We start from the raw sequence: 23,139 nt of genomic DNA on the forward strand, positions 1-23,139 counted from the left end.
AACAATTGCGGGCCGTCGTGGTCCGGCCGCCGCGGCCGCGATACCGTGGAACCAGCAAGTGGAGCCAGCGGCTCCCACCGGTGCACCCAACGCTCCGGCCAGTTCACGGACCCACAAAGGACGGACCAATGACGGACGTATCCCGGCAGGCAACCGCGCAGTGGCAGGAGGTGGCTCCGCGGGTGCTGGTGCTGGCCAATCCCGGCTTTGGCATGAACACCGGCCTCGTCATCGGTGACGAGCAGGCGCTGATCATTGACACCGGTGCCGGTCCCCGGCAGGGCGGCGCCATCCTCGCTGCGGTGCGGGAACGCACGGACCTGCCGCTGATCGCCGTGAACACCCATGCGCACTTTGATCATTTCTTCGGCAACGCCGTGCTGGCCGCCAACGGTGTGCAGGACATCTGGGCCACGAGCCGCTGCGCCGAGGCGATCCGGGAGCACGGCGAATCCCAGCGCCCCGCCGTCGCCGGCGTGGAAGCGGAGATGGCCGCCGGTGAGGGAACGCACACTCACATTCTGGCCCCCACCCGCCTGGTGGAAGGCGCTCCGGTGGACCTGGATCTCGGCGGCATCTCCGTGACGCTTTTCCACCTGGGCCGCGGCCACACGGACCATGACCTGCTCGTTGGTGCCGGGGACGTGCTGTTCACCGGAGACCTCGTGGAACAGGGAGCTGATCCGTCCTTTGAGGATTCCTTCCCCAAGGACTGGATCCGCACGCTGGGGAAAATGACTGCCTTGGAGGACCTGTACACCGTGTTCGTGCCCGGGCACGGTGAACCCGTGACCGTTGATTTTGTGACCACGCAGATGAACAAGATGCGCACCGCCGTCGCCGTCACCCGCAGCGCCATGGACCAGGCTTCCGTGGACATGACCAAGGCCATTCCCATCCTGCCGTACGGCCCGGAGCAGTCCCGCGCGCTGTTGATGCGGCTGCGGACGCTCGCCCGCTGGAAATGGCTCAAGCAGTAAAGCGGTAGCCTGAACCGGTGCCTGCCGATTCCTTCAGCCTCAAATCCATAGCACTGCCGGCATTCGGGCCCACACTCCTGTACGGCCTGGCCACCGGCGCCATCCTGCCGGTGATTGCCCTGACCGCCCGGGACCTCGGCGCATCCGTGGCACTGGCCGCGCTGGTCATCACGCTGACGGGAATCGGTTCCCTGCTCACCAATGTGCCGGCCACCGTGCTCACCACCCGCTTCGGGGAGAAGTGGGCGCTGGTCATTGCTTCGGTCTGGTGTGCGGCGGCCATGGCCACTGCCGCGCTGGCACCGGTGCTGTGGATCTTTGCGCTGGCTGTCTTCATGGTGGGCATGGCCGGCTCAGTGTTCGGGCTGGCCCGGCAGAGCTATCTGACCGAGGCAGTTCCGCTGGACTACCGGGCCCGGGCGCTGTCCACGCTGGGCGGAGTCAACCGGATCGGCGTTTTCGCCGGACCGTTCGCAGCCGCCGGCGTCATCCATTTTGCCGGCACTTCCGGCGCGTACTGGGTGGGCACCGCGGCTGCCCTGCTCGCCGGAGTCATCAGCCTGCAGGTGCCCGAGCTGCGCGTACCGGTTGCGGCCGGTCCCGGATCCCCCGGCCGTTCCGGCGGCGCGGACCTTGGACGTGCCGGGAAGAGCCGCGGCGGAGCCGGCGATCCGGCGCTTCCCGCACCCACCGTGCGCTCCGTGCTGCGCAGCCACGGCACCGTGTTCCGGACCCTGGGCCTGGGCATCCTGCTGATCGCCGCAGTCCGGGCTTCCCGGCAGGCCGTGATTCCGCTCTGGGCCCAGCACATCGGCCTGGATCCCACCCAGACCGCCCTGATCTACGGCGTCTCCGGGGCCATCGACATGCTGATCTTTTATCCCGCGGGCAAGGTGATGGATTTGTGGGGACGGCGCTGGGTGGCCGTGCCCTGCATGCTGACCATGGCCGCGGGCCTGGGCCTGATGCCGCTGACCACCAATTCCACCGGATTGCTGCTGGTGTCCCTGATCCTGGGGTTCGGCAACGGGATCGGATCGGGAATCGTCATGACGCTGGGCGCGGACTTCTCGCCCTCACCGGGCCGACCGCAGTTCCTGGGCATCTGGCGCCTGCTGGCGGACAGCGGCACCATGGCCGGCCCGGCACTGCTCTCCGCCGTCACCGCGCTGGTGAGTCTCTCGGCGGGTATCGGTGCCACTGCCGTCCTTGGCCTGCTGGGAGCTGCAGCACTGTGGAAGTGGGTTCCGAAGGGCCGGCCGGGTTATGGCCGCCCGGACGGGTCCGGCGCGCAGCCGGTCAGCGGTCCTGGTCTCCCGCCTGAATAGAGAACAGCCAGCAGGCCAGTGCGCTGAGCACGTATCCCACGCCAATGATCAGGCCCAGCCCGGACCAGAAGTACAGCAGCATCGCCTCGCTGCTGCCCAGCGCCGTCATGCTCTTCGTGGCATAGAGGTAGCAGCCCACGCTGATCACCAGGGCCAGCAGCCCGGGGATCCAGCACATGGCCGCGAATACCGGGGCCGTGCCCCGGCCCCGGCCGCCGGGCGGCCAGTAGTTCCAGTCGGGCGTGACCCGCAGCATGATCAAGCCGCCGATGAGCGTCCAGGTGCCCACCACCAAGAAGGAGGCCACGACGTCGGCGGGACGGTGCCAGAGGTTAATGAAAGTGGCCGCTCCGGCCAGAACGGCGTAGCTGCCGCCGACCGCCGCAACGGCAGGCCGCCAGCGGGGCGAGGCGAGCAGGAAGACCACGGCCGCCGCGGAGGCTGCCAGCGTGGTGTGGCCGGAGGGCAGCGAATTGAAATCCAGGGTAACCACGCCGCGGTCCGGGCGGTCAAAGAAGAACCGTTTGAGCAGCTGGCTACTGACGTTGGCCGCGGCAAACGTGCCCAGCGCAATCACCGCCGGTGCCAGCCGGCGTCGTTTTATGGTGACGGCCAGCACCACCGCCCCGGCGATGAAGAGGGACAACAGCGGCAGGCTGTCCAAAAACTGCAGCACCGGAAGCTTTGTTCCGGGCATTGCTCCTTCCGCTTCGCGCCAGGCCGATTCATCGGCCAGCTGGCCGGTGGTGGTGCGGACAAACGCCCAGTACGTCACCGCCACCGCAGCAGCGCACAGCAGTGCCCCGAACAGGAACATGGCTGGGTTGGAGGCGGGTGCGCGCCGGACCGGAGCACGCCTGTTCAGAAGATCACGGGTATTCATTGCCTACTAGTCTGCCACTGCACCTTGGCACTTGCCTGAATGCCGGCCGCAACCGGCGCCGGGAGGCACGGAATGCGTGCCGGGGCTAGGCTGGCGGGGTGGCTATCCCAGATTTGACCCCCGTCTCCGGATACCGTCCGGACCTGTCCGCACTGCTCGCAGACGCCCGCGTGGTTTCGGTGCCCATGCGCGTGAAATTCCGCGGGATCTTGCACCGCGAGGCCCTGCTGGTACCCGGCCCGGCCGGCTGGGGCGAGTTCTCGCCGTTCCCCGAGTATGACGACGCCGAAGCCGCGCCCTGGCTCGCGGCAGCACTGGAGGCTGCGGGAGAGGGCTATCCGGATCCGGTCCGAACCTCCGTCCCGGTCAACGGCACCGTTCCGGCGGTGGCCGTGGAGCAGGTGGAAGGCGTCCTCGCCCGGTTCGGTGCGGTGAGCGCCGTGAAAGTGAAGGTGGCCGAGCACGGCCAGTCCGTGGCCGAGGACCTGGCCCGGGTGGCTGAGGTCCGCCGGCTGCTGCCCGCCGCCGGTATCCGGGTGGACGCCAACGGCGGCTGGGACGTGCCCACCGCCGTCGCGGCGCTGGAATCCCTGGCCGAAGCCGGCCTGGAATATGCGGAGCAGCCGGTACCGGAGATTTCCGGGCTGCGGGAGGTGCGGCTGGAACTGCAGCGCCGCGGAATCCCGGTGCTGATTGCCGCCGATGAAAGCGTCCGCAAGGAAACCGACCCGCTGCGCGTGGCCCGCGAGGACGCGGCGGACCTGATAGTGGTCAAGGTGGCCCCGCTGGGCGGGGTGCGCCGTGCCTTGAAGATCGTCGCTGCGGCCGGGCTGCCCGCCGTCGTCAGCTCGGCCCTGGACACCTCGGTGGGAATCCGGGCCGGCGTCGCGCTGGCCGCGTCGCTGCCCGAGCTGCCGTACGCGTGCGGCCTGGGCACGCTGTCGCTGATGACGGGGGATGTCGCCGGGGAGCCCATGGTGCCCGACGGCGGTGCCCTGGCCGTTCGCGATGTGCTGGTCGACGAGGACATGCTGGAGCGTTACGCTGCCGCTCCCGGCCGCCGGCAGTGGTGGCTGGACCGGCTGGAACGGGTGTACGGGCAGCTGATGAGCGGGGACGGGACAGTATGAAGTACTTGCTTCCAACTGCGACGGTTGTGATGGCGGCTGCCGGGCTGGGTGTGTGGATCTTTGCGGACAACCACATGATTGGGCTGGGACTGATCGCCTTGGCGCTGGTTTTGTGGGCTGTTGCTCCCGGCATTCTGGGCCGGGTGGGAACGGACAACAGCACCTCCGATGTGGATCCGGCACGGGTGAAGGAGTACCGGGCGCAGCACCCGGGAGCGACGATCGCAGACGGCATCCGCGCCACCCGGGAGCACCAATGACACCGGCCGCCATTGCCCTGTCCGGACAAAACTTCCGCCTTCGCCGCGCAGCTGCCGCCGACGTCGGGCCGATCGTTGAACTGATGGCGGCCGACGAGCTGCGGCGGAACGTGGATTCCTCGGACCCCGGACGCCTGGGGACGTATCTGGAGGCCTTCGCCCGGATAGACGCGGACCCCGCGCAGCTGCTGGTGGTGGTGACGGACGAGCAGGAGACAGTGGTGGCCACCATGCAGCTCACCGTCATCCCCGGGCTGGCTCGTGCCGGGGCAACTCGGCTGCAGGTGGAAGCAGTTCGGGTTGACGCCCGCCTGCGCGGCAACGGGCTGGGAACGGCCATGATGAGCTGGGCGGCCGAAGAGGGACGCAGGCGCGGAGCATCGATGGTCCAGCTAACCAGTGACAATTCCCGCAGTGCGGCTCACCGGTTCTATGAACGGCTGGGCTTCACGCCGTCCCACGTTGGGTTCAAGCTCTTCCTCTAAGCGGGTTCGCGCGCCGGACCGGAGTGCGGTCCCCGGCCGGGGACCGAATCTCCCGGTTTGTTCACTCCTCGTTCAACCCGGAGTCCCCTGCGCGTCGTGTTGCACTGCCACCGTGAGCGGTGACACACCCGCCCCAGGAAAGGCCCGACCCTTGACCGATCTGCTGAATTCTCTGCCGCCCGCCCCGAAGAAGCGGCTGCTGCCCATGCTCGGCCACACCCGCGGCAAGCGCAGCGCCGTCACCTGCGCGCTGAAGTGCGACAACGCGTGCAGCAAGGCGGTCTGCAACACCTCAGCCAACAGTTACTTTCGGGACATCGTTTCAACGGAATTCTCCCGCCGCACCGCGCTGGGCCTGGGTGCTGCCGGAGCTTTGAGCGCCGCGGTGGTGGCCTTTGGCGGCGCATCGCCTGCCATGGCCGGACCCTCCGGGCCGGGCGGCGGCAATGCCGCCAAGAAACGTCTGGCCTTTGCCCCCATTGCCCCCGTGGATGCGGCGGTGGACAGCTTCGACGTCCCTGACGGGTACAGCTGGGAGCCGCTGCTGCGCTGGGGCGACCCGCTTTTCGCCGACTCCCCGGAGTTTGATTTCGCCGGCCAGAGCCCTTCCGCACAGGCCCGCCAGTTCGGCTACAACAATGACTATCTTGAGATACTGCGCCAGCCCAACGGCAAAAAGGGACTGCTCGTCTGCAACCACGAGTATGTGAACCCCGAGATCATGTTCCCGGCCGCACCGGCCTCCGCCGCCGAGGAGGCAGAACGGCGCAGCATCTTTCGCAATGCCGTTGGAATGTCGGTGGTGGAGCTGGAGCGCAAATGCGCCGGCACCCCTTGGTCCTACATCCGCGGCGGCAGGCTGAACCGGCGCATTACCCTGGACACCGTCTTCGAACTCACCGGTCCCGCTGCCGGATCCGAGCTTTTGAAAACAGCAGCAGATCCGCGGGGCCGGTATGTTGCCGGAACCTTGGGGAATTGTTCAGGGGGCAGCACCCCGTGGGGAACGGTGCTTTCGGGCGAGGAGAACTTCAACGGCTTCTTCCGCACCGAGGGCACCAGCGCGCAGGACAAGCGGTACGGCCTGGGCAATAAGGCCACGGCCATGGGCTGGGAACAGGAAGACCCGCGGTTTGATGCCCGCTCCTCCGGCACCCGCAACGAGCCCAACCGGTTCGGCTACATCGTGGAGGTGGATCCGGAGGACCCGAAGTCCACGCCCCGCAAGCACACCAGCATGGGCCGGCTCAAGCACGAGGGAGCCAACGTCATTATCGCCAACAACGGCAAGGCCGTGGCGTACATGGGCGATGATGAGCGCTTCGATTACCTCTACAAGTTCGTTTCCAAGAACAAGTACCGGAAGAACGACCGGCGCCACAACATGACTCTGCTGACGGAGGGAGACCTGTATGCGGCGCAGTTCTCCGGGAATTCTCCGGTCACCGAGATCGACGGTTCCGGAAAGGTCCCCTCGGATGGAGCATTCGACGGCGGCGGAAAATGGCTGCCGCTGGTGGTGGGCGGCAAGTCTGCGATTGCGGGCATGAGCGTGGAGGAAGTCCTCGTCTACACCCGGCTTGCGGCGGACAAGGCCGGAGCCACGAAGATGGACCGCTGCGAGGACGTGGAGCCGAACCCCGCCACGGGGCGGGTCTACGTGGCCTGCACCAACAACTCCAACCGCGGCGTTGGCAGCAACACCCCGGCCGATGAAGCAAACCCGCGGCGGGAAAATCGGGACGGGCACATTGTGGAAATCAGCGAGAACCGTTCCGATGCCACCGGAACCAGCTTCAGCTGGAACCTTCTGCTGGTGTGCGGAGACCCGGCCCAGGGCGATGCAACCTACTTCGGTGGATATCCGCAGGACAAGGTCAGTCCTCTCTCCTGCCCGGACAATGTGGCCTTTGACTCCGCCGGAAACCTCTGGATTTCCACGGACGGCGCACCTTCGGGTATCGGCTTCAATGACGGGTTGTTCAAGGTGGGCCTGACCGGGCGCGAGCGGGGCAAAGTGGAGCAGTTCCTGTCAGTGCCGCGGGACGCTGAAACCTGCGGCCCGGTAATCCACGATGAAGAATCCATGGTGTTCGTGGCGGTACAGCACCCGGGGGAGGACGGAACCTACGGAGCTCACAACTCCTATTTTCCGGATTATGTGCCCGACGGCGGGGCGTCGGCATTCGGTGAAGCGCGCGTTCCCCGGCCCGCTGTGGTGCAGGTATTCCGCAAGGACGCCAACCCTGGCCGCCCGGGACACAAAGGCCGACGCGGGAAGGAATAGGGTCGCCCGCGCACCAGGCGCTTGCGTCTCAGGGGCCGATGTACTCACCTGTGTATCCGTCCACGGTTCCGGCTTGGATACCTTCGCACTGCGACACCCCGCCCGGCGTGACCGGCTCGTAGTTGAGGCAGAACGCAATGTAATACGGCGTTCCCTGCTGCCAGGCCGCGTAGGCCTGGTCATGCGTATAGGTAAACCGGGTGGGGCTGTCCTGCCAGGGAAGTTCCACATAATCCGCCGGCCACAGTTCTTCCGGGTTGTTGTAGTAGTAACACATTTGCGTGTCCCCGGAAGTAAGAAAGGTGTCCCGGGTGCAGTACTCGGCCATGGTGATGTCCCCGTTCATCACCGCGTCCATAGCCTCTCTCGGCGTCATCTCCAGTGCTGATTTGGGACGTTGCGGGGGTTGAGCCGGTGGGACGGTTGGTGTCTGGCGCGATTCGCTGCTTGGCGGAGTGCCGGTAACGGTGGACGGGGCGGGAGAATCCGACGGCGGGGTGGCCGGGGCGGCCGGGGCGGACACGGTGACCGTGACCGGTGCTTCTGCGGTCTCGCCTGAACTGTTAGTGCAGGCAGAGAGCGTGAGAATGCTGGCGGCAGCGGCGGCAGCCAATTTTAGGGAGGAGTTCATGCCGGTTCCTTCGACGGAGCTGTTGCTCCCTTAAAGGGTCCTCAGGCCACGGCCTCCAAAACAAGACTCTCCCGAAACTGCTTCCCGGCCGGACCTAAGCGAGGGACAGGAAAAGCTGTTCCAGCTCCTTCTTGTCCATGGCGTTGTCCTCCTGGGTCAGGCACTGTTGAAGGCCCGTGGCGATGATGAGGAAACCCGCCCGGTCCAGCGCCTTGGAAACGGCGGCAAGCTGTGTGACCACGTCCTTGCAGTCGCGCCCTTCCTCCAGCATGCGGGTGACAGCACTCAGCTGGCCCTGTGCCCGCTTGAGCCGGTTGATGACCGGGGTGAGCTCAGTTGCATCAAGTTCCATGGAATTTCTCCGAAGCTAGGGGAGCCCTCAGCTTATACCCGGGCGGGTGTTTTGACTACCCCCGGGGGTATCCATAATACTGGGCGGGGTATCCACTTTCCCCGTCCCGAGAGGACCTCATGGCTTCTGCAACACCTTCATCCACCGGATCTGCAACCCCCGCATCCGCCGTTACCGCACTTGATGCGGAGACCCTGCAGGCCTGGCAGCGAGAAGATCCGGACCTGATCGTGCTGGATGTCCGTTCCGCAGCCGAGTTCGAATCCCTGCACATTGCCGGCTCGGTCAACGTTCCGCTTCCGCTGCTGAAGGACAACGCCGACTCCGTGGCCACCCGCCTCGGGGCGCGCACTGTGCTGGTCTGCCAGTCGGGTGTCCGCGCCGAGCAGGCCCGCCAACGCCTTGGTGCAGCGGGTCTTGTCACCGCCACCGTCCTCACCGGGGGAGTCCCGGGTTACGCGGCAGCCGGCGGCAACGTGGTCCGCGGCAGGGAGCGCTGGGACCTGGAACGCCAGGTGCGCATGGCGGCCGGATCCCTGGTGCTGGCAGGCCTGGCCGGCGGCCGCTTCGCCTCGCCGAAGGTCCGGACAGTGGCCGGCGTCATCGGCGCCGGCCTGACTTTCTCTGCGGCAACCAACACCTGTGCCATGGGCAAGGCTCTTTCGGTCATGCCGTGGAACAAAGCCGCCGCCGAGCCCACCCGTGACGATGTCCTCGCCAGCCTGCCGTCCGCAGCCGCCAAATCCCCGGAGGCAGCGGCGTCGTGATTGTTGCCCTTCTGCTGGGCCTCCTCGTCGGAGTTGTCCTCGGCGTAGTCGGCGGCGGCGGCTCCATCATCGCCGTTCCGGCGCTGGTCTACGGTGTGGGCCTCGGCCCTGCAGAGGCGATCCCCACCTCTCTGCTGGTGGTGGGAGTATCCTCGCTGGCCGCACTGATCCCGCGGATCCGCGGCTCGGTGAACTGGCCGGTGGTGGCCCTGGTGGGTGCAGCCGGCATTCCGTCGTCCTGGGGTGGTGCCGCAGTGGGCAGCCTCCTGGACCCGGACCTGCTGATGCTGGCCTTCGCAGCCATCATGGTCATCGCCGGAATCCGGATGCTCTCCGGCACCAAGGAGAGCGACGGGTCCTGCAGCACCGGACCGTCGAGGTCCTTTCGGACCTGCGCACCCAAAGCAGTCGCCGTCGGCCTGCTCGTCGGGTTCCTCACCGGGCTGCTGGGGGTCGGCGGCGGTTTCCTGATTACTCCGGCACTGACGATTTTCCTTGGGCTGCGCATGAAGCAGGCTGTCGGTTCGTCGCTGGCCATTATCGTCATCAACTCCGCCGCCGGCTTCAGTGCCCACGCCTCAGGATTCAGCATTGACTGGTCCACCACCCTGGCGTTCGCGGTTCCCGCCGTCGCCGGATCCCTCGCTGCAGCCCGGCTGGCCCGCAGGTTCAGGGACAAGCAGGTCCGCCTGGCCTTCGCGATCCTCATATTCCTGGTCGCGGCCTGGGTTATCGGCAGCACCGTCACGGGCTGATCCGGATCAGCTGTCCCCTCCCATCCTCAGCTTCACCCCCCATTCCTTCAGAAGGAGAAACCCATGCTTATCGAACGCATCTATGACGAAGACCTGTCCCAGGCCAGCTACCTGATCGGCTGCCAGGCCAAGGGCGAGGCGATCGTCGTCGACGCCCGCCGCGACATTGCCGGCTACCTGGAGCTGGCCGCCGCCAACGGCATGAAAATCGTGGCCGTCACCGAAACCCACATTCATGCCGACTTCCTTTCCGGAACCCGGGAGCTGGCCGCGGCCACCGGCGCCGCCATCTACGTTTCCGGTGAAGGCGGACCCGACTGGCAGTATGACTTCGACGGCGAACGCCTGCATGACCTGGATACCGTCAAGCTCGGCAACATTACGGTCCAGGCTCTGCACACCCCCGGCCACACCCCGGAGCACCTGTCCTTCCTGATCACCGACGGCGCCTTCAGCGACTCGCCCGGCTACCTGCTCTCCGGTGACTTCATCTTCTCCGGCGACCTCGGCCGCCCGGACCTGCTGGATGAAGCAGCGGGCGGCGTGGACACCCGTTTCATCGGTGCCCAGCAGCTGTTCGCCAGCCTGCGGGACAAGTTCCTGACCCTGCCCGACTACGTCCAGGTCCACCCCGGCCACGGCGCCGGCAGTGCCTGCGGCAAGGCGCTGGGCGCCATCCCGTCCTCCACTGTCGGCTACGAACGCCGCTTCGCCTGGTGGGGACCGTACCTCGAGGCCAACGACGAGCAGGGCTTCATTGATGAACTGCTGGACGGCCAGCCCGACGCGCACGCCTACTTTGGCCGCATGAAGCGTGAAAACCGGCAGGGCCCGGCTGTCATGGGCGAGCGTGCGCCGCTGCCGGAACTGGCCACCGACGACGTCGTCCGTGATCTCGCCGCTAACCGCGCCATCTTCGTCGACACCCGCCCCAACGCCCGTGTCCACGAGGGGACCGTCGCCGGCGCGCTGAACATCCCCGCCGGAAAGTCCGTCGCCAGCTTCGGTGCCTGGGTGGTGGATCCCGAAAAGGACCAGTCCCCGCTGGTGCTGCTGGCCGAGAGCCGGGAGCAGGCGCAGGAACTGTGGGACCATCTGGTGCGAGTGGGCATCGACAAGGTGGCCGGATACGTCACCAGTCTGGACGGGCTGCCGGCCTTCACCCCGCCGCTGGTCCAGCCGTCCGACCTTCCGGACTTTGACGCCGCCATGGTGCTGGACGTGCGGAACCGCACCGAACATTCGGCCGGACACATCCCGGGCTCGCACCAGCTCAGCGGCGGCCGCGTGATGTGGCACCTGGATGAACTCCCGGAGAGCGGCACCATCGTGACCTATTGCCAGAGCGGCGTGCGGAATTCAGTGGCAGCCAGCGGTCTGCGCCGCGCCGGGTACGACGTCGTCGAACTGGATGGCAGCTACGCCGCCTGGGCGGCACAGAAGTAATACGCAGAGACCCGGCGCGGACGCGCAGAACGGTTATCCGAACGCACGCTGGGGGCGGGTGAATCCTCGCCCCTTGGCGTGTTCAGGGTCAGGCGATGCCGGTGGTTCCCAGCAGTGTTCCCACCAGATAGGTGAAAGCCATCGCCAGCGCGCCACCGATAACGAGGCGTGCCACGGCCCGGCGCCGCGAGCTTCCGCCCACGTGTGCGCTGGCGGCACCGGTGATGGCCAGTGCTGCAAGGACGGCAATAAAGGTTACGGGGATTCGGATTTCCGCCGGCATAAGGAGGATCGCCAGCAGCGGCAGAACGGCTCCGGCTGCAAAAGCGCCGGCTGAGGCAAACGCTGCATGCCACGGGTTGACCACTTCGAGTTCATCGATGTTCAGTTCCACGGCGAGGTGCGCTGCGAGGGCGTCATGGTCAGTCAATTCGTCCGCCACCAGACGGGCGGTCGCCGGAGAAAGCCCTTTCTGCTCATAGAGGCCGGCCAGCTCAAGCAGTTCCCCCTCGGGGTCTTCCCGCAGCTCCCGGCGTTCCTTTTCAATCAATGCCTCTTGGCTGTCGCGCTGGCTGCTGACCGAAACGTATTCCCCGAGCGCCATCGACACCGAACCGCCAACAACCGCGGCTGTCCCCGCCACCAGGATGGGAGCGAGGGTGTTCGTAACACCAGCGACGCCCACCACCGTTGCCGCCGTGGACACAATTCCGTCATTCGCACCAAGGACTGCGGCACGAAGCCAGTTCAAACGTTCCGCCACACCGCCTTCATGCGGTTCGCTGCGCTGTCCCGGTATTTCTTCCATATGTGAAGTAAAGCATCCGAACAAGTGCGGAACTACACTTTTACCGTAGGACCCTGAATATTCCGATTACTGAGGACCCCATGGACAAAGATGTGCGAAAAACGGCCAGAGCTGCGTTTAGCCGCCTTCAATTGCCCGCTCAGGTGACGTTGGAATCCCTCATCCGTCATATCGCCGAACTTCGCGGACGCCCCATCAAGATCATTCAGAGTGAAAAACTCTCCCGAACGGCAATTTGCGGTCTTTGGATCCCGCGTGAACATGCAGACGTCGTCTACCACTCCGCCGCGCGGGGAAAACTGCACCGCCAGCAGATGATTCTGCACGAGCTCTCGCACATGGTTCTCCGGCATGACGAATACCAAGAGGCCACCCGGCAGGGAGTCAGTGTTTTCCGGGAACTCTCCGGTGAGACGGTGGCCAAAGCCCTGGCGCGCGGTGACTTCCGTTCCGATCTGGAAGCTGCGGCAGAACACCTAGCCGACCTGCTGGCCGCCGCAATCCGCGAATCCAGCCGTGAGATCTGCCGCTATGAGATGTACTTCGAGTGAACGCCCTGATCGCTGCCCTGTTCATGTGGCTGCTCGTGGTGACGCTGGCCCTTCGGGCCGGGTCCCGGCCGGACAACACCATGCTGAAGGCAGCCATAGTCATCGCCGTGTCACTGACCGCCAACATCGACGGACTGTACCTGTGGGCAGCACGTGAACTGCCCTGGCCCAACGGGCTGGACCTGGCAGCCAACGTCCTGCTGGTTATCGGCGTCTATTACCTGTCCCGGGCAATTGCCCGCGGTGCAAGGGCCGGTGACGCGGCAAACAGCAGGGAAGAGTCGTGGATACGGCGTGCTGCCGTGGCCGCGGTTGTCATTATGGGAGTGAGCTTCTATTTCATCGATGATCCCTATCCCTCGGCCTCTTTCATGCTGGACTTCGGTTACCAGCCGGCCGCCGCCGTCTACTCCGGAATTCAGTACCTTTATATCCTGGCGGTGATGGTTGGAACGCTCATTACCTGCTGGCGGAATGTGCCGAAGATGAGGCGCAAACGCTTCCGGGCAGGATTTCGGATTATTGCCCTGGGCTGTGTTTCCGGAATTATCCTGTCCATTTCAGTGGTGATTATGGACGGGGCAAACGTGAGCGGCAACGAGGAGCTCAGGCAGAGTGCCGGATCCGTGTATGACGTGTCCAACCCGGCGACCGTGGTGCTGCTCGCCACGGGTCTGGCTGTCGCCCCGATGTGCCGGATCTTCAGCGATCTCAGCGTCCGGCGCAGGATCAGGGTGCTGGAGCCGCAGCTGACGCAGATTTGGCTGGGCACCGTGGCCCAGGCGCCCGCCGTCAGCCTGGTGGGGACCACCGCACGGCCGGTTGCTGCCCGGCGCGCCAATCGCACACGCGGTACCGCTGACAGGATTCACCGCCTGGTGATCGAAATACATGACTGGATGGACCTGGCCGAGAACCGCGGCAGGCACTTGTCGGACGCTGAGCGGAGCGTTGTGGATAAGGCCGAGGGGCTGTGCCTAAAGCAGGGGTGGTCCCTCTGATGGTGCGGCCGCTTCCGGCCGCCCTGGCTGCCGTCCTTGGAGCGGTCTGCCTGCCCGCAGCGGCAGGCTCGATAATCCGGGCCAAGGTCACTGATGCAGGTCCCGGGCAGAGACTGGTGCCCATCCGCGGACATGGGAACACCGGTACGCAGGAGTACCTGGACTTTGACCCCAGTGGATTCGGTGCGCATCCCGGGCGGCTGAGCATGCGTGCCGCCTCGGGCGGCGAGTTGGTGGTACTCGGTCCGCCCGCCGTCGGCCAGGTGGCACGGCGCATGGTCGAGAGGGGTAGCGCCGCACGAATCATTCGGGACGGAAGGGGCCGGCTCAGCGGGCATTTGGGCGAAACTCCGGCCGATTTCGGAGTTGCCGCAGAGGACGCCGTCATACAGGGGCTTCCGGCCTGGGTTATTGCGCCGCCGTCTTCGGGAAGCACGGATGTGTGGGTCATTCATGTCCATGGCCTGGGCAGCTCCCGCAGCCAGTGCCTGCGCGGCGTGGCCGCCTTCACTGCCTTGGGCTACACCTCGCTGCTGCCGGCGTACCGCACGTCGCTGGACTTGTCACCGGCGCCGGGGCGCAGCCATCTGGGTGCCAGCGAATGGAAGGACATTGAAGCCGCGCGACGCTACGCACTGGACCATGGGGCCCGCAGGATCCTGTTTGCGGGCTGGTCCCTGGGCGCGTCCATTGTGTTGCGCACTGTTGAGCAGCTCCCGGCGGAAAGCACTCCGGGCGTCCTCCTGATATCGCCGGCGCTGGACTGGCCCGGGATCATTGCAGCGCAGCTGCGGCGTGCCGGCTGCCCCGGATTCCTGGCGCGCCGGCTCCCGCACACCGTCAACCTGGTCCGTCCGCGGGGGGAGCCGGTGCTCCGGTGGCAGGACATGCCCGGGACCCCTGCGCACAAACCGTTGAATATTCCGACACTGATTTTGCATGGCACGCAGGACCGCTCCGTACCTGTGGAGCTCTCCCGGGCATTCGTATCGCGGCACAGCCGGAGTGCGGAACTCGTCGAATTTGAAGGCGCCCATCACACCCTGGAGTGGAATTCCGCTCCCGAGGTGTGGAACGCAGCTGTGCAGTCCTGGTGCCGGAAACTCGAACTGGGAGGTTCCTTACCGGCTGCTGGCCCGCGGCGCGCCGATGCCGGGATCGATCCGGAACGGACCGGACGCTGAGGGCCGCACATCAAAGTCGAAGATCGACGTCGGGATGTAGACGGTGGAGCATGAGTTCGGAATGTCCACGACGCCTGAAAGCCGCCCCTCGATCGGTGCGGCGCCGAGCAGCAGATACGCCTGCTCCGGGCTGTAGCCGAACTTGGTCAGGTAATCGATGGCGTGCAGGCAGGCCCGCTGGTAGGACAGGTGCGAGTCGAGGTAGCGCTGCTCGCCGTCGAGCGTCACCGAGGTGCCGGAGAACGCAATCCATTCGCTGAACTGCGGCTCCACGTTTCCCGGCATGAAGATCGCGTTCTCGTGCACCCCGTAGGTATCCATCCCGTCTTTAATGATGTCCACGCGCAAATCGATGAAGCCGCCCATCTCGATCGCGCCGCAGAAGGTGATCTCGCCGTCGCCCTGGGAAAAGTGCAGGTCGCCGACGGAGAGGTTGGCGCCGTCCACAAACACCGGATAGAAGATCCTGCTGCCCTTGGAGAGGTTCTTGATGTCCTGGTTGCCGCCGTTTTCCCGCGGCGGAGCGGTGCGCGCAGCTTCGGCTCCGACGCGTCCCCACTGGTCGCGCGGCAGGGCACCAAGCACCGCGTGTTCGGCCTCCGGCGGCAGCGCCAGCGGCGGGACCCGGTGCGGGTCCGTGGCGATCAGGTCACCTTCACGTTTGTTCCACTTGGCCAGCAGGGCGGCCGACGGCGCAGTCCCCATCAGCCCGGGATGGATCAGTCCGGTGAAGGAGACGGCGGGTACATGCCGGGAGGAAGCCGTCTGGCCGTTGAAGTCCCAGATGGCTTTGTACGCGTCGGGGAACTGCTCGGTCAGGAAACCGCCGCCGTTTTCACGCGAGAAGATCCCGGTGTAGCCCCAGCCCTGCCCGGCCAGCGGGCCGCTGTCTTCCTGCGGAATGGGTCCAACATCGAGGATGTCCACCACCAGCAGATCGCCGGGCTTGGCGCCCTCCACCGCGAACGGGCCGCTGAGCTTGTGGACCGTGAGCAGGGGTGCGTTGAGGATGTCTTCGGCTGAATCGTCATTGACGATGGCCCCGTCGAACCACTCGCGGCAGTCCACGCGGAAGGATTCCCCGGGTTTCAGCACGGCGACCGGCGGAATCTCCGGATGCCACCGGTTATGTCCCAACTTTTCCTGGTCCTCGAACTTTTTCGACGAATCAAGGGGAAAGACGGTCTTGGGCATGGCTACTCCTCATACGGGTGGAAGGGCGGCGCGGATCAGTCGGGACGGGGCAGCTTTCGATGGAGCGGATTGGTGGTGATGCCGCGGGCTTTGCCGGCGCTGCCTCCCGGCGAGCGGACGACGGCGGGCTCCGAGGCCGAGCGTTCCGTGGCCTCGATGAGCCGGTAGGCACCGGAGGAGCTGCTGGAAAGATGCGCCGCGGTGTACCGCCTGCTCGACGGCGCTCCGCAGGCAGGGCAGGAGACGGAACCGACGGCGTCGCCCATCGCCAGCAGGACGTCAAAATCGACGCAGTTTGGACAGCGGTAGGAGTGCAGCGGCATGGATTCCCTCTCTGGCAGCCGTAGGAAGAGCAGGAGGCGGAGGGGCGGGTGTGCCGCTCCGGCTTGGCCGCAAGCCTAGGGAGGACCTGGCCGCGGGTCAATGCTTGGGCAGGCGGCTGCCCGGCCCGCGCCGGGAAGGCGGGCCAGGCAGCCTGCGCCTAGTTCCTGACGGTTTTCATCTTCCGGGCACGGGACGTGTGCGCCAGTTTGCAGACGACGGCGATGCACCCGGTGAGGGCGACGGTGGACAGCAGCTGCGTCCTGGCGGCTGAGTCGAAGCAGGCCAGCACCAGGATGGCTGCCAAAAGCACCATTCCGGCAACGGTCAGATAGGGGAAGGCACCCATCCTCAGCTTGAGCTCCTGGCCGGAACGGTCAGCCCGGCGGCGGAGCACAAACTGGGACAGGAGAACCGAAGCCCACACCAAAAGGATCGTGGAGCCGACCAGGTTGAGCAGGGTGGGAAGGACCTGGTCCGGGAAGAAGAGTTCCAACACCGTGGACACCACCCCCACCGCCACCGACGCGAGGACGGCCAGGACGGGAGCCTTTGCCTTATTGAGCCGCAGCAGCGCCTTGGGTGCGTCGCCGCGCTCGGCCAGCGAGTAACTCATCCGGGACGCCCCGTAGAGATTGGCGTTCAGCGCGGAGAGCAGGGCGACGGCGGCGACCAGGACGATTGCGGTCTCCGCTCCCGGGATCCGGGCGGTGGCCAGGACGGCGGCGAAGGGAGAGTCGAGCGCTTCGGAATCCCAGGGGACCACGGTGACAATCACAGCAAGCGAGCCGATGTAGAACACCAGGATCCGCCACACAACGGTCTTGATGGCCTTGCCCACGCTGCGGACGGGGTCAGCGGTTTCGGCTGCGGCAACGCTCACGATCTCCGTGCCGCCGAAGGCAAAGACCACCACGAGGAGGGCCGACGCGATCCCGGGCAGTCCTGCCGGCGCAAAACCGCCGTTCCCCACAAGATTGCCCAGCCCGGGGGAGGAAGCGTTGGGCAGCCAGCCGAAGATCAGGGCGGCCCCAATCAGCAGGAACGCAATAATGGCAGCGACCTTGAGGATCGCAAACCAGAACTCGAATTCACCGTAATTCTTCACTCCCGCCACATTGATGAGGGAGAAGACGGCGATGAAGGCCAGCGCCATCAGCCAGACCGGCAGGCTGGGGAAGACCGAGGCGAGCAGGCCGGCAGCGCCGATTGCTTCAGCCGCAATCACTACAACAAGCTGAAACCACCACAGCCAGCCGACGGCGGAACCGGCCGTCTTTCCGAAGGCCTTTTCCGTATAGACGGAAAATGCACCCGAGTTGGGGTTTGCTGCTGCCAGCTCGCCCAGTGCCTGCATCACAATAATGACGAGGGCTCCGGCCACGAGGTAGGAAATCAGCACGGCAGGCCCGGCTGCCTGGACTCCCACCCCGGATCCGAGGAACAGCCCGGCGCCAATGGCGCTGCCAAGCCCCATCATGGTCAGCTGGCGGGAGCTCATGGATCGTCCCAGCCCGGCCCGCGGCTCGCGGAGTGCGGTGCCGGGCTTCGTCTCAGCAGTGGTCATGCAGATGCCTCACAAGCGTCAGGAAGCGAAGGGGCTCCGCTTCGAAATGATGGAAATGACAGCCACACGCCCTTTGCCGGGGAATGTACAACGCTGGCAGTCCCGGGGTGACGCTAATCACAAACAGGGCCATGAGCAACTTTGCCGGGACAAGCTAGACAATTTGTACACAAAAGCAGGGGTGGGGGATGCCCGCGGCTGGCAAATTGTTCGGTGCTGCCTAGGCAGCTTGTTTATGGAACAGCCCTTCCCTAGCCTCATCGGGAAGCGCGCTGGCGCTGCGTCTACCCTTCAGTTCCGGCCCATGAGGAGAACCATGAACATCCCGCACCGTGCCGGGCTCGAGAACTTTCCGTCCTACCGGCAGGGAAAGACCCCCGCGGATGCTGACGGGTTGAAGGCTTTCAAGCTCTCCTCGAATGAGAATCCCTATCCGCCGCTTCCCTCCGTTGTGCAGGCCGTAACCCGGGCCGTGTCCGGCATCAACCTTTATCCGGAGATCGCCGCGGAAGAGCTCACCGGCGCCCTTGCGGCTCGGTGGGCCGTGGAGCCGGAGAACATAGCCCTTGGCACCGGGTCCGTTGAAGTCGCCAGCCAGATCATCCATGCGGCCACCAATCCGGGCGACCAGGTGATGTTCGCCTGGCGGTCCTTTGAGGCCTATCCGCTTTTGGTGACAGCAGCCGGAGCCACCCCGCAGCCCATACCGCTGGCACCGGACGGAGGCCATGACCTTGCCGCAATGGCTGCTGCGGTCACTCCGAAAACCCGGGTGGTCTTTGTCTGCAATCCGAACAACCCCACGGGCAACGTGCTCAGCGCCGGGGCCGTGGAGTCCTTCATCCAAGCTGTTCCCTCCAGCACTCTTGTGGTGCTGGATGAGGCCTATCTCCACTTCAACCGCGCGGAGGACACCGCCGTCGGAATCGATCTGTTCCGCAAATATCCCAACGTTGCCGTGCTCCACACTTTTTCCAAGGCCTACGGGTTGGCCGGGCTGCGCCTGGGGTATGCCGTGGCCGCACCGGGCCTAGTTACTGCGCTGCGCAAGGTTGCCGTGCCGTTTGGCGTCACGGCGCTGGCCCAGGAAGCAGGGCTGGCATCGCTGCGGGCCGAAGATGAGCTCCAGGAGCGGATTGACACGCTTGTTTCGGAACGCGGGCGGGTGTACGACGCCCTCTTGGAAGCCGGACTGCCCGTCCTGCCCTCGGAAGCGAATTTCCTCTGGCTCCAGAGCGGGGACCGCACCGGCACGCTGACCGAACTCTTTGAGCGCAACGCCCTTTCCATCCGTGCGTTTCCCGGCGAAGGCATCCGCATCACCATTGGTGATGCGGAAGCCAACAACAGGATCCTGGCGGTGGCCCGGCAGGCCACTGCGCTGCTGGCCCCCCTGCCCTAACCCTCCCCAAGGACCTGACATGACAGAACAACTGAACGTATCCGACGTCGTCGCTGAAGTGTGCGCGCGGCACACCGAGGTGCTTTTTGGCCTGATGGGCAACGGCAACGCGTTCTTCACGGCCAACCTCACGGCCCGGGGCCTGCCGTACATCAGCGCCCGGCATGAAGCCGGAACCGTGGCCATGGCTGACGCCTACTACCGGGCGTCGGGAAGGATCGCAGCCGCCACCGTGACCTACGGCGCCGGCTTCACCAACTCCCTGACCGCACTTACCGAGGCGGCCAAGGCCCGCACCCCCCTGGTCCTGGTGATCGGCGAGGCCCCGACCTCCGGGCCCCGGCCCTGGGATATTGACCAGCTGATGGTTGCCCGCGGGCTGGGCGTCCAGACCCTCACCGTCACCGCACGCAACGCCGCGCGCCTGACCGAGGAGGCCTTCACGACGGCACGCACTGAACGGCGTCCGGTTATCCTGTCCATTCCCTACGATCTCTCCAATGCGGTTGCTGACACCCAGGAGCCGGCTGCACCGCAGGAACCGGTTGGGCATACGGTTCCGGACGCCGTCGCCGTCGAACAGCTTGCCTCGCTGCTGAACCGGTCCCGCCGGCCGCTGATCCTGGCCGGCAACGGCTCCGTAATCTCCGGGGCAGGGCCGGCGATCGTGGAACTGGGCGATAAAATCGGTGCGCTCTTTGCCACCTCCGTCATGGCCCGCAACAGCCTGGACACGCCCTGGGACCTGGGCATTGCCGGAGGATTCGCGCGGAGCGGACCGCTGCACCTCATGCGCTCGGCTGACCTCATCCTTGTTCTGGGGGCCAGCCTCAACGCCTTCCAGACGCGCTACGGGTCCCTCTTTGCGGACGATGCCGAGGTGATCCAGGTTGATGAACTCAGCGCGGCCACCAACGAACGGGTCACCCGGTTTGTGCAGGCGGACGCCCGGGAAGTGGCTTCTGCCCTCACGGCTGCGGTCTCCGCGGTGGACGGAGGCTGGCGGAGCCAGCACCGGGAGGTGTGCACCGACTCCTTTGCGCACGACCAGCCGGCGGATGAGTTTGCAGCAGACGGGCGGCTGAATCCCCGTGCCGTGGCGCAGCAGCTTGATGCCCTGCTGCCGGCCGAGCGCACCATCGTTCAGGACGGCGGGCATTTCTGCGGCTGGATTCCCATGTATTGCCAGGCACCCGACCCGCAGGGCCTCATGATGGTTGGGACGGCTTTCCAGTCCATCGGTTTGGGGATCCCCGCTGCGGTAGGAGCGGCAGTGGCCCGCCCGGACCGCACCACTGTGCTGGTTGCCGGCGACGGCGGCGCCCTGATGGCGTTGGCGGACCTTGAGTCAGCGGTCCGGGCCATTCCCAGCGGAGTGATGGTGATCTTTAATGATGCGGCGTACGGTGCGGAAATCCATCAGTACGCGGCACGGGGCCTCGACGATACGGCAATGCAGATTCCGGAGGTGGACTTCAGTGCCCTGGGCCGGTCCCTGGGCGCCCAGGGCGTGAAAATGCGTTCACTTGCGGACCTGCAGGTGCTCAAGGAATGGCTCGCTGCCGGGGCTGAGGGGCTCTTTGTGCTTGATGTGGCCGTCACCCAAAGCGAGGTCGCGGATTACATGCGGGAAAGTATGGCACCAATCCTTGCAGGAAAGTAATTAGTATTGCCACGAATTGACTGCTATGGCAGGGATTGCACTATTACTGAATGACGCCGTCTAATACACCGGAATTGTCATGAATTGCAATGCATGCGCTATTGTCGTACGTTATGAATTCTGACCCAACACGGCCAAGCCAGTTGTCCGGCGGCACTGACAGGTCATCCGGTTCCGGTGCGACGGAACGCAGGCCCCCCGGACGGCCCGTTGACCGAATGAAAAAAGCGCTGCGCCACGCCGCCTCTGAACCCTCCTTCGGCATTCACCCCGGGCTGGTGCCCGGTATCAGTGTCGAGGACACGGGGGCCAGCTTTCCGACCCGGCGCAGCGTTTTCGTCATCGCGCTGGCCGTAACGGCGGCGGTCCTTGGCTGGGCCATCCTGGCCCCGGATAACCTCAACGTGGTGGGCACCTCAATGCAGGGCTGGGTGGTCGCCCATTTCGGTTGGCTGTTCAATGCCACGGTGGTAGCGATTGTGCTGTTCATGCTGGTGGTCGGCTACAGCCCCACCGGCAACATCCGCCTCGGCGCGGACGACAGCACCCCGGAGTACTCCACCACTTCGTGGATCTCCATGCTGTTCGCCGCCGGCCTGGGCATCGGACTCATCTTCTACGGGCCCATGGAGCCACTGAGCCACTTCCTGTCCCCGCCGCCTTCCACAGACGCTGAGGCGGGCACCTCCGAGGCCGTCCTTCCGGCCATGACGGATGCCTTCCTGCACCAGGCCACCCTTGCCTGGTGCATTTATGCCCTGGTGGGCGGCGCCCTGGCCTACGCCGCGTTCCGCCGCGGGCGGCTTCCCCTGATCTCTTCCCTCTTCGAACCCGTCTTCCCGGACGGCAACAACCGCGTGCTGGGCAAAGCCATCGATATCATGGCCGTTCTGGTCACCCTCTTCGGCACAGCAACCTCGCTTGGCATCGGCGCGCTTCAGATCCGGACCGGAACCTCGATCATCACGGGTCAGGAACTGGGCAACGGCTTTGTCGTCGTAGCCATTTGCCTCCTCACTGTTGTTTTCACCATCTCCGCCGTGGCCGGCATCAAGAAGGGCATCCGGCTGATGTCCAACACCAACATGGCACTGGTGCTTCTGCTTGCTGTTTTTGTCCTCGTAGCCGGACCAACGTTCTTCCTGCTGGACCTGCTGCCCTCCTCGCTCATCTCGTTTGCCGGGAACATGACAGACATGCTGTCGGTTTCCGCAAGCCAGGGTGAAGTGGAGGAGGAATACCTGACGGCCTGGACCACCCTGTACTGGGCCTGGTGGATTTCCTGGTCGCCGTTCGTGGGCATGTTCATTGCGAAAATTTCCAAGGGCCGCACCCTGCGGCAGTTCGTCACCGTAGTGATCTTCGTTCCCTCGGCCATCTCGATTGTCTGGTTCACGGTCTTCGGCGGAACCGCAATCTGGATGAATATGAACGGCAGGGACATGGAAGTTGAAGGGTCAGGTGAGAACGTCATGTTCGACCTGCTGGGCAACCTCCCCTTCAGCTCGGTGACCAGCGTCATCGGCCTGCTTGCCATCCTCGTTTTCTTCGTCACCGCGGCGGACTCCGCCGGCAACGTCATGGGGTCAATGTCCCAGTCCGGCCGGGCCGTGCCGTCAAAGCCGGTCACCATTGTCTGGTGCGCAGCCCTGGGACTGATCGCCATGTTCCTGCTGCTTGCCGGCGGGCGCAATGCCCTGTCCGGGCTTCAGTCCATCATGGTCACCTGCGCCCTGCCGTTTGCGGTCATCCTCATTGGCGTCATGATCTCCTGGGGCAAGGACCTCCGGAATGATCCGCTCATGATCCGCCGCCGCTACGCGCTGGAGGCGATCAAGGGCGGCGTCCGCCGCGGCATCGGCGAACACGGCGACGACTTTGTGTTCGGCGCCGCCCATGTGCCGGAGGAAGAGGGCGCCGGTGCTGATTTTGAGAGCGACGATCCGGCGCTGACCGAGTGGTACACGGACGGTGTGCAGCATCCGGACGCCGTTCAGGACCCGGAGGGGAAACAGCCGGATAAGGCGACAGCCGGCGTCACCGACTAGCTGTAACTCTCACGGACGTTGTGAACGCGTTCGATAGGTGAGAGGCCCTCGATCCCGGTATGGGGTCGATGATGATTGTAGTGATGAAGCCAGGCA

General features: G+C 65.5%; 22 protein-coding genes. 15 read left to right on the plus strand and 7 right to left on the minus strand.

Annotation, left to right across the window (positions count from 1 at the left end):
- The first annotated feature begins 128 nt into the window (after positions 1–128).
- Together ACIQXM_RS16115 and ACIQXM_RS16120 are read left to right on the plus strand one after the other, a co-directional pair.
- Complete coding sequence (locus tag ACIQXM_RS16115; RefSeq protein WP_400933272.1) at positions 129–980, plus strand: MBL fold metallo-hydrolase; 852 nt, start codon at positions 129–131, stop codon at positions 978–980.
- 17 nt (positions 981–997) lie between these two features.
- Positions 998–2,308 carry an MFS transporter gene (locus ACIQXM_RS16120; RefSeq protein WP_400933274.1) on the plus strand — a complete coding sequence of 437 codons (1,311 nt, stop codon included), beginning with the start codon at positions 998–1,000 and terminating at the stop codon, positions 2,306–2,308.
- Here ACIQXM_RS16120 and ACIQXM_RS16125 read toward each other — a convergent pair.
- The gene (locus ACIQXM_RS16125) at positions 2,280–3,191 is read right to left on the minus strand and encodes a phosphatase PAP2 family protein (protein ID WP_400933276.1); all 912 of its coding nucleotides are present in this window, start codon (positions 3,189–3,191) and stop codon (positions 2,280–2,282) included. The genes ACIQXM_RS16120 and ACIQXM_RS16125 overlap by 29 nt on opposite strands.
- A gap of 185 nt (positions 3,192–3,376) precedes the next feature.
- On the opposite strand from ACIQXM_RS16125, the gene ACIQXM_RS16130 reads away from it, so the two are divergent.
- The 4 genes from ACIQXM_RS16130 to ACIQXM_RS16145 all read left to right on the plus strand — a co-directional run bounded on the left by ACIQXM_RS16130 (position 3,377) and on the right by ACIQXM_RS16145 (position 7,353).
- Entirely contained in the window at positions 3,377–4,321 is a 945-nt protein-coding gene (locus ACIQXM_RS16130; RefSeq protein ID WP_400933316.1) for an o-succinylbenzoate synthase, read from the plus strand.
- A complete protein-coding gene (locus ACIQXM_RS16135; protein WP_400933278.1) occupies positions 4,318–4,581 on the plus strand; it encodes a hypothetical protein in 264 nt (87 codons plus the stop codon). The genes ACIQXM_RS16130 and ACIQXM_RS16135 overlap by 4 nt, the downstream gene beginning before the upstream one ends.
- Positions 4,578–5,066: a GNAT family N-acetyltransferase gene (locus ACIQXM_RS16140; protein ID WP_400933280.1), complete on the plus strand. Its 489-nt coding sequence runs from the start codon at positions 4,578–4,580 to the stop codon at positions 5,064–5,066. The genes ACIQXM_RS16135 and ACIQXM_RS16140 overlap by 4 nt, the downstream gene beginning before the upstream one ends.
- 205 nt (positions 5,067–5,271) lie before the next feature.
- A complete protein-coding gene (locus ACIQXM_RS16145) occupies positions 5,272–7,353 on the plus strand; it encodes a PhoX family protein (protein ID WP_400933318.1) in 2,082 nt (693 codons plus the stop codon).
- A gap of 28 nt (positions 7,354–7,381) precedes the next feature.
- Here ACIQXM_RS16145 and ACIQXM_RS16150 read toward each other — a convergent pair whose 3' ends face one another.
- Positions 7,382–7,984: a hypothetical protein gene (locus ACIQXM_RS16150; protein ID WP_400933282.1), complete on the minus strand. Its 603-nt coding sequence runs from the start codon at positions 7,982–7,984 to the stop codon at positions 7,382–7,384.
- Positions 7,985–8,078: 94 nt separating this feature from the next.
- Positions 8,079–8,336, minus strand: a complete 258-nt coding sequence (locus ACIQXM_RS16155; protein WP_104053005.1) for a metal-sensitive transcriptional regulator — start codon at positions 8,334–8,336, stop codon at positions 8,079–8,081.
- Positions 8,337–8,455: 119 nt separating this feature from the next.
- Between ACIQXM_RS16155 and ACIQXM_RS16160 the strand changes: the two genes are divergently transcribed.
- From ACIQXM_RS16160 to ACIQXM_RS16170, 3 genes are all read left to right on the plus strand, one after another.
- Positions 8,456–9,103 carry a rhodanese-like domain-containing protein gene (locus ACIQXM_RS16160; RefSeq protein ID WP_400933284.1) on the plus strand — a complete coding sequence of 216 codons (648 nt, stop codon included), beginning with the start codon at positions 8,456–8,458 and terminating at the stop codon, positions 9,101–9,103.
- Positions 9,100–9,858: a sulfite exporter TauE/SafE family protein gene (locus tag ACIQXM_RS16165; RefSeq protein WP_400933286.1), complete on the plus strand. Its 759-nt coding sequence runs from the start codon at positions 9,100–9,102 to the stop codon at positions 9,856–9,858. The genes ACIQXM_RS16160 and ACIQXM_RS16165 overlap by 4 nt, the downstream gene beginning before the upstream one ends.
- A gap of 63 nt (positions 9,859–9,921) precedes the next feature.
- Positions 9,922–11,304 carry a rhodanese-like domain-containing protein gene (locus tag ACIQXM_RS16170; RefSeq protein WP_400933288.1) on the plus strand — a complete coding sequence of 461 codons (1,383 nt, stop codon included), beginning with the start codon at positions 9,922–9,924 and terminating at the stop codon, positions 11,302–11,304.
- 88 nt (positions 11,305–11,392) lie between these two features.
- Here the strand turns inward: ACIQXM_RS16170 and ACIQXM_RS16175 are convergent, their stop codons facing one another.
- Positions 11,393–12,112 (minus strand): VIT family protein, encoded by a 720-nt coding sequence (locus ACIQXM_RS16175; RefSeq protein ID WP_400933289.1) that lies wholly within the window; start codon positions 12,110–12,112, stop codon positions 11,393–11,395.
- 80 nt (positions 12,113–12,192) lie between these two features.
- On the opposite strand from ACIQXM_RS16175, the gene ACIQXM_RS16180 reads away from it, so the two are divergent.
- From ACIQXM_RS16180 to ACIQXM_RS16190, 3 genes are read left to right on the plus strand one after another with little or no spacing between them, the layout of a single operon-like run.
- Positions 12,193–12,663 (plus strand): hypothetical protein, encoded by a 471-nt coding sequence (locus tag ACIQXM_RS16180; protein WP_400933290.1) that lies wholly within the window; start codon positions 12,193–12,195, stop codon positions 12,661–12,663.
- Positions 12,660–13,664, plus strand: coding sequence for a hypothetical protein (locus tag ACIQXM_RS16185; protein WP_400933291.1), 1,005 nt, complete (start codon positions 12,660–12,662; stop codon positions 13,662–13,664). The genes ACIQXM_RS16180 and ACIQXM_RS16185 overlap by 4 nt, the downstream gene beginning before the upstream one ends.
- Positions 13,637–14,848 (plus strand): alpha/beta hydrolase family protein, encoded by a 1,212-nt coding sequence (locus tag ACIQXM_RS16190; protein ID WP_400933293.1) that lies wholly within the window; start codon positions 13,637–13,639, stop codon positions 14,846–14,848. Before ACIQXM_RS16185 ends, ACIQXM_RS16190 begins: the two co-directional genes overlap by 28 nt.
- Here the strand turns inward: ACIQXM_RS16190 and fmdA are convergent.
- From fmdA to ACIQXM_RS16205, 3 genes are all read right to left on the minus strand, one after another.
- Positions 14,786–16,042: a formamidase gene (gene fmdA, locus ACIQXM_RS16195; protein ID WP_400933295.1), complete on the minus strand. Its 1,257-nt coding sequence runs from the start codon at positions 16,040–16,042 to the stop codon at positions 14,786–14,788. The two genes, ACIQXM_RS16190 and fmdA, sit on opposite strands and share 63 nt — an antisense overlap.
- A gap of 35 nt (positions 16,043–16,077) precedes the next feature.
- A complete protein-coding gene (locus ACIQXM_RS16200; protein ID WP_400933296.1) occupies positions 16,078–16,365 on the minus strand; it encodes an FmdB family zinc ribbon protein in 288 nt (95 codons plus the stop codon).
- Positions 16,366–16,523: 158 nt separating this feature from the next.
- Positions 16,524–17,930, minus strand: coding sequence for an amino acid permease (locus ACIQXM_RS16205; protein WP_400933298.1), 1,407 nt, complete (start codon positions 17,928–17,930; stop codon positions 16,524–16,526).
- Positions 17,931–18,246: 316 nt separating this feature from the next.
- On the opposite strand from ACIQXM_RS16205, the gene hisC reads away from it, so the two are divergent.
- The 3 genes from hisC (at position 18,247) to ACIQXM_RS16220 (ending at position 23,043) form a co-directional block, all read left to right on the plus strand.
- Positions 18,247–19,332, plus strand: a complete 1,086-nt coding sequence (gene hisC / locus ACIQXM_RS16210) for a histidinol-phosphate transaminase (RefSeq protein ID WP_400933300.1) — start codon at positions 18,247–18,249, stop codon at positions 19,330–19,332.
- Positions 19,333–19,351: 19 nt separating this feature from the next.
- Complete coding sequence (locus tag ACIQXM_RS16215; protein WP_400933302.1) at positions 19,352–20,995, plus strand: thiamine pyrophosphate-binding protein; 1,644 nt, start codon at positions 19,352–19,354, stop codon at positions 20,993–20,995.
- A gap of 218 nt (positions 20,996–21,213) precedes the next feature.
- Positions 21,214–23,043 (plus strand): BCCT family transporter, encoded by a 1,830-nt coding sequence (locus ACIQXM_RS16220; RefSeq protein ID WP_400933304.1) that lies wholly within the window; start codon positions 21,214–21,216, stop codon positions 23,041–23,043.
- Positions 23,044–23,139 lie beyond the last annotated feature (96 nt).

The sequence above is a fragment of the Arthrobacter sp. NPDC097144 genome (genome assembly GCF_044762205.1).
Lineage (GTDB): Bacteria > Actinomycetota > Actinomycetes > Actinomycetales > Micrococcaceae > Arthrobacter_B.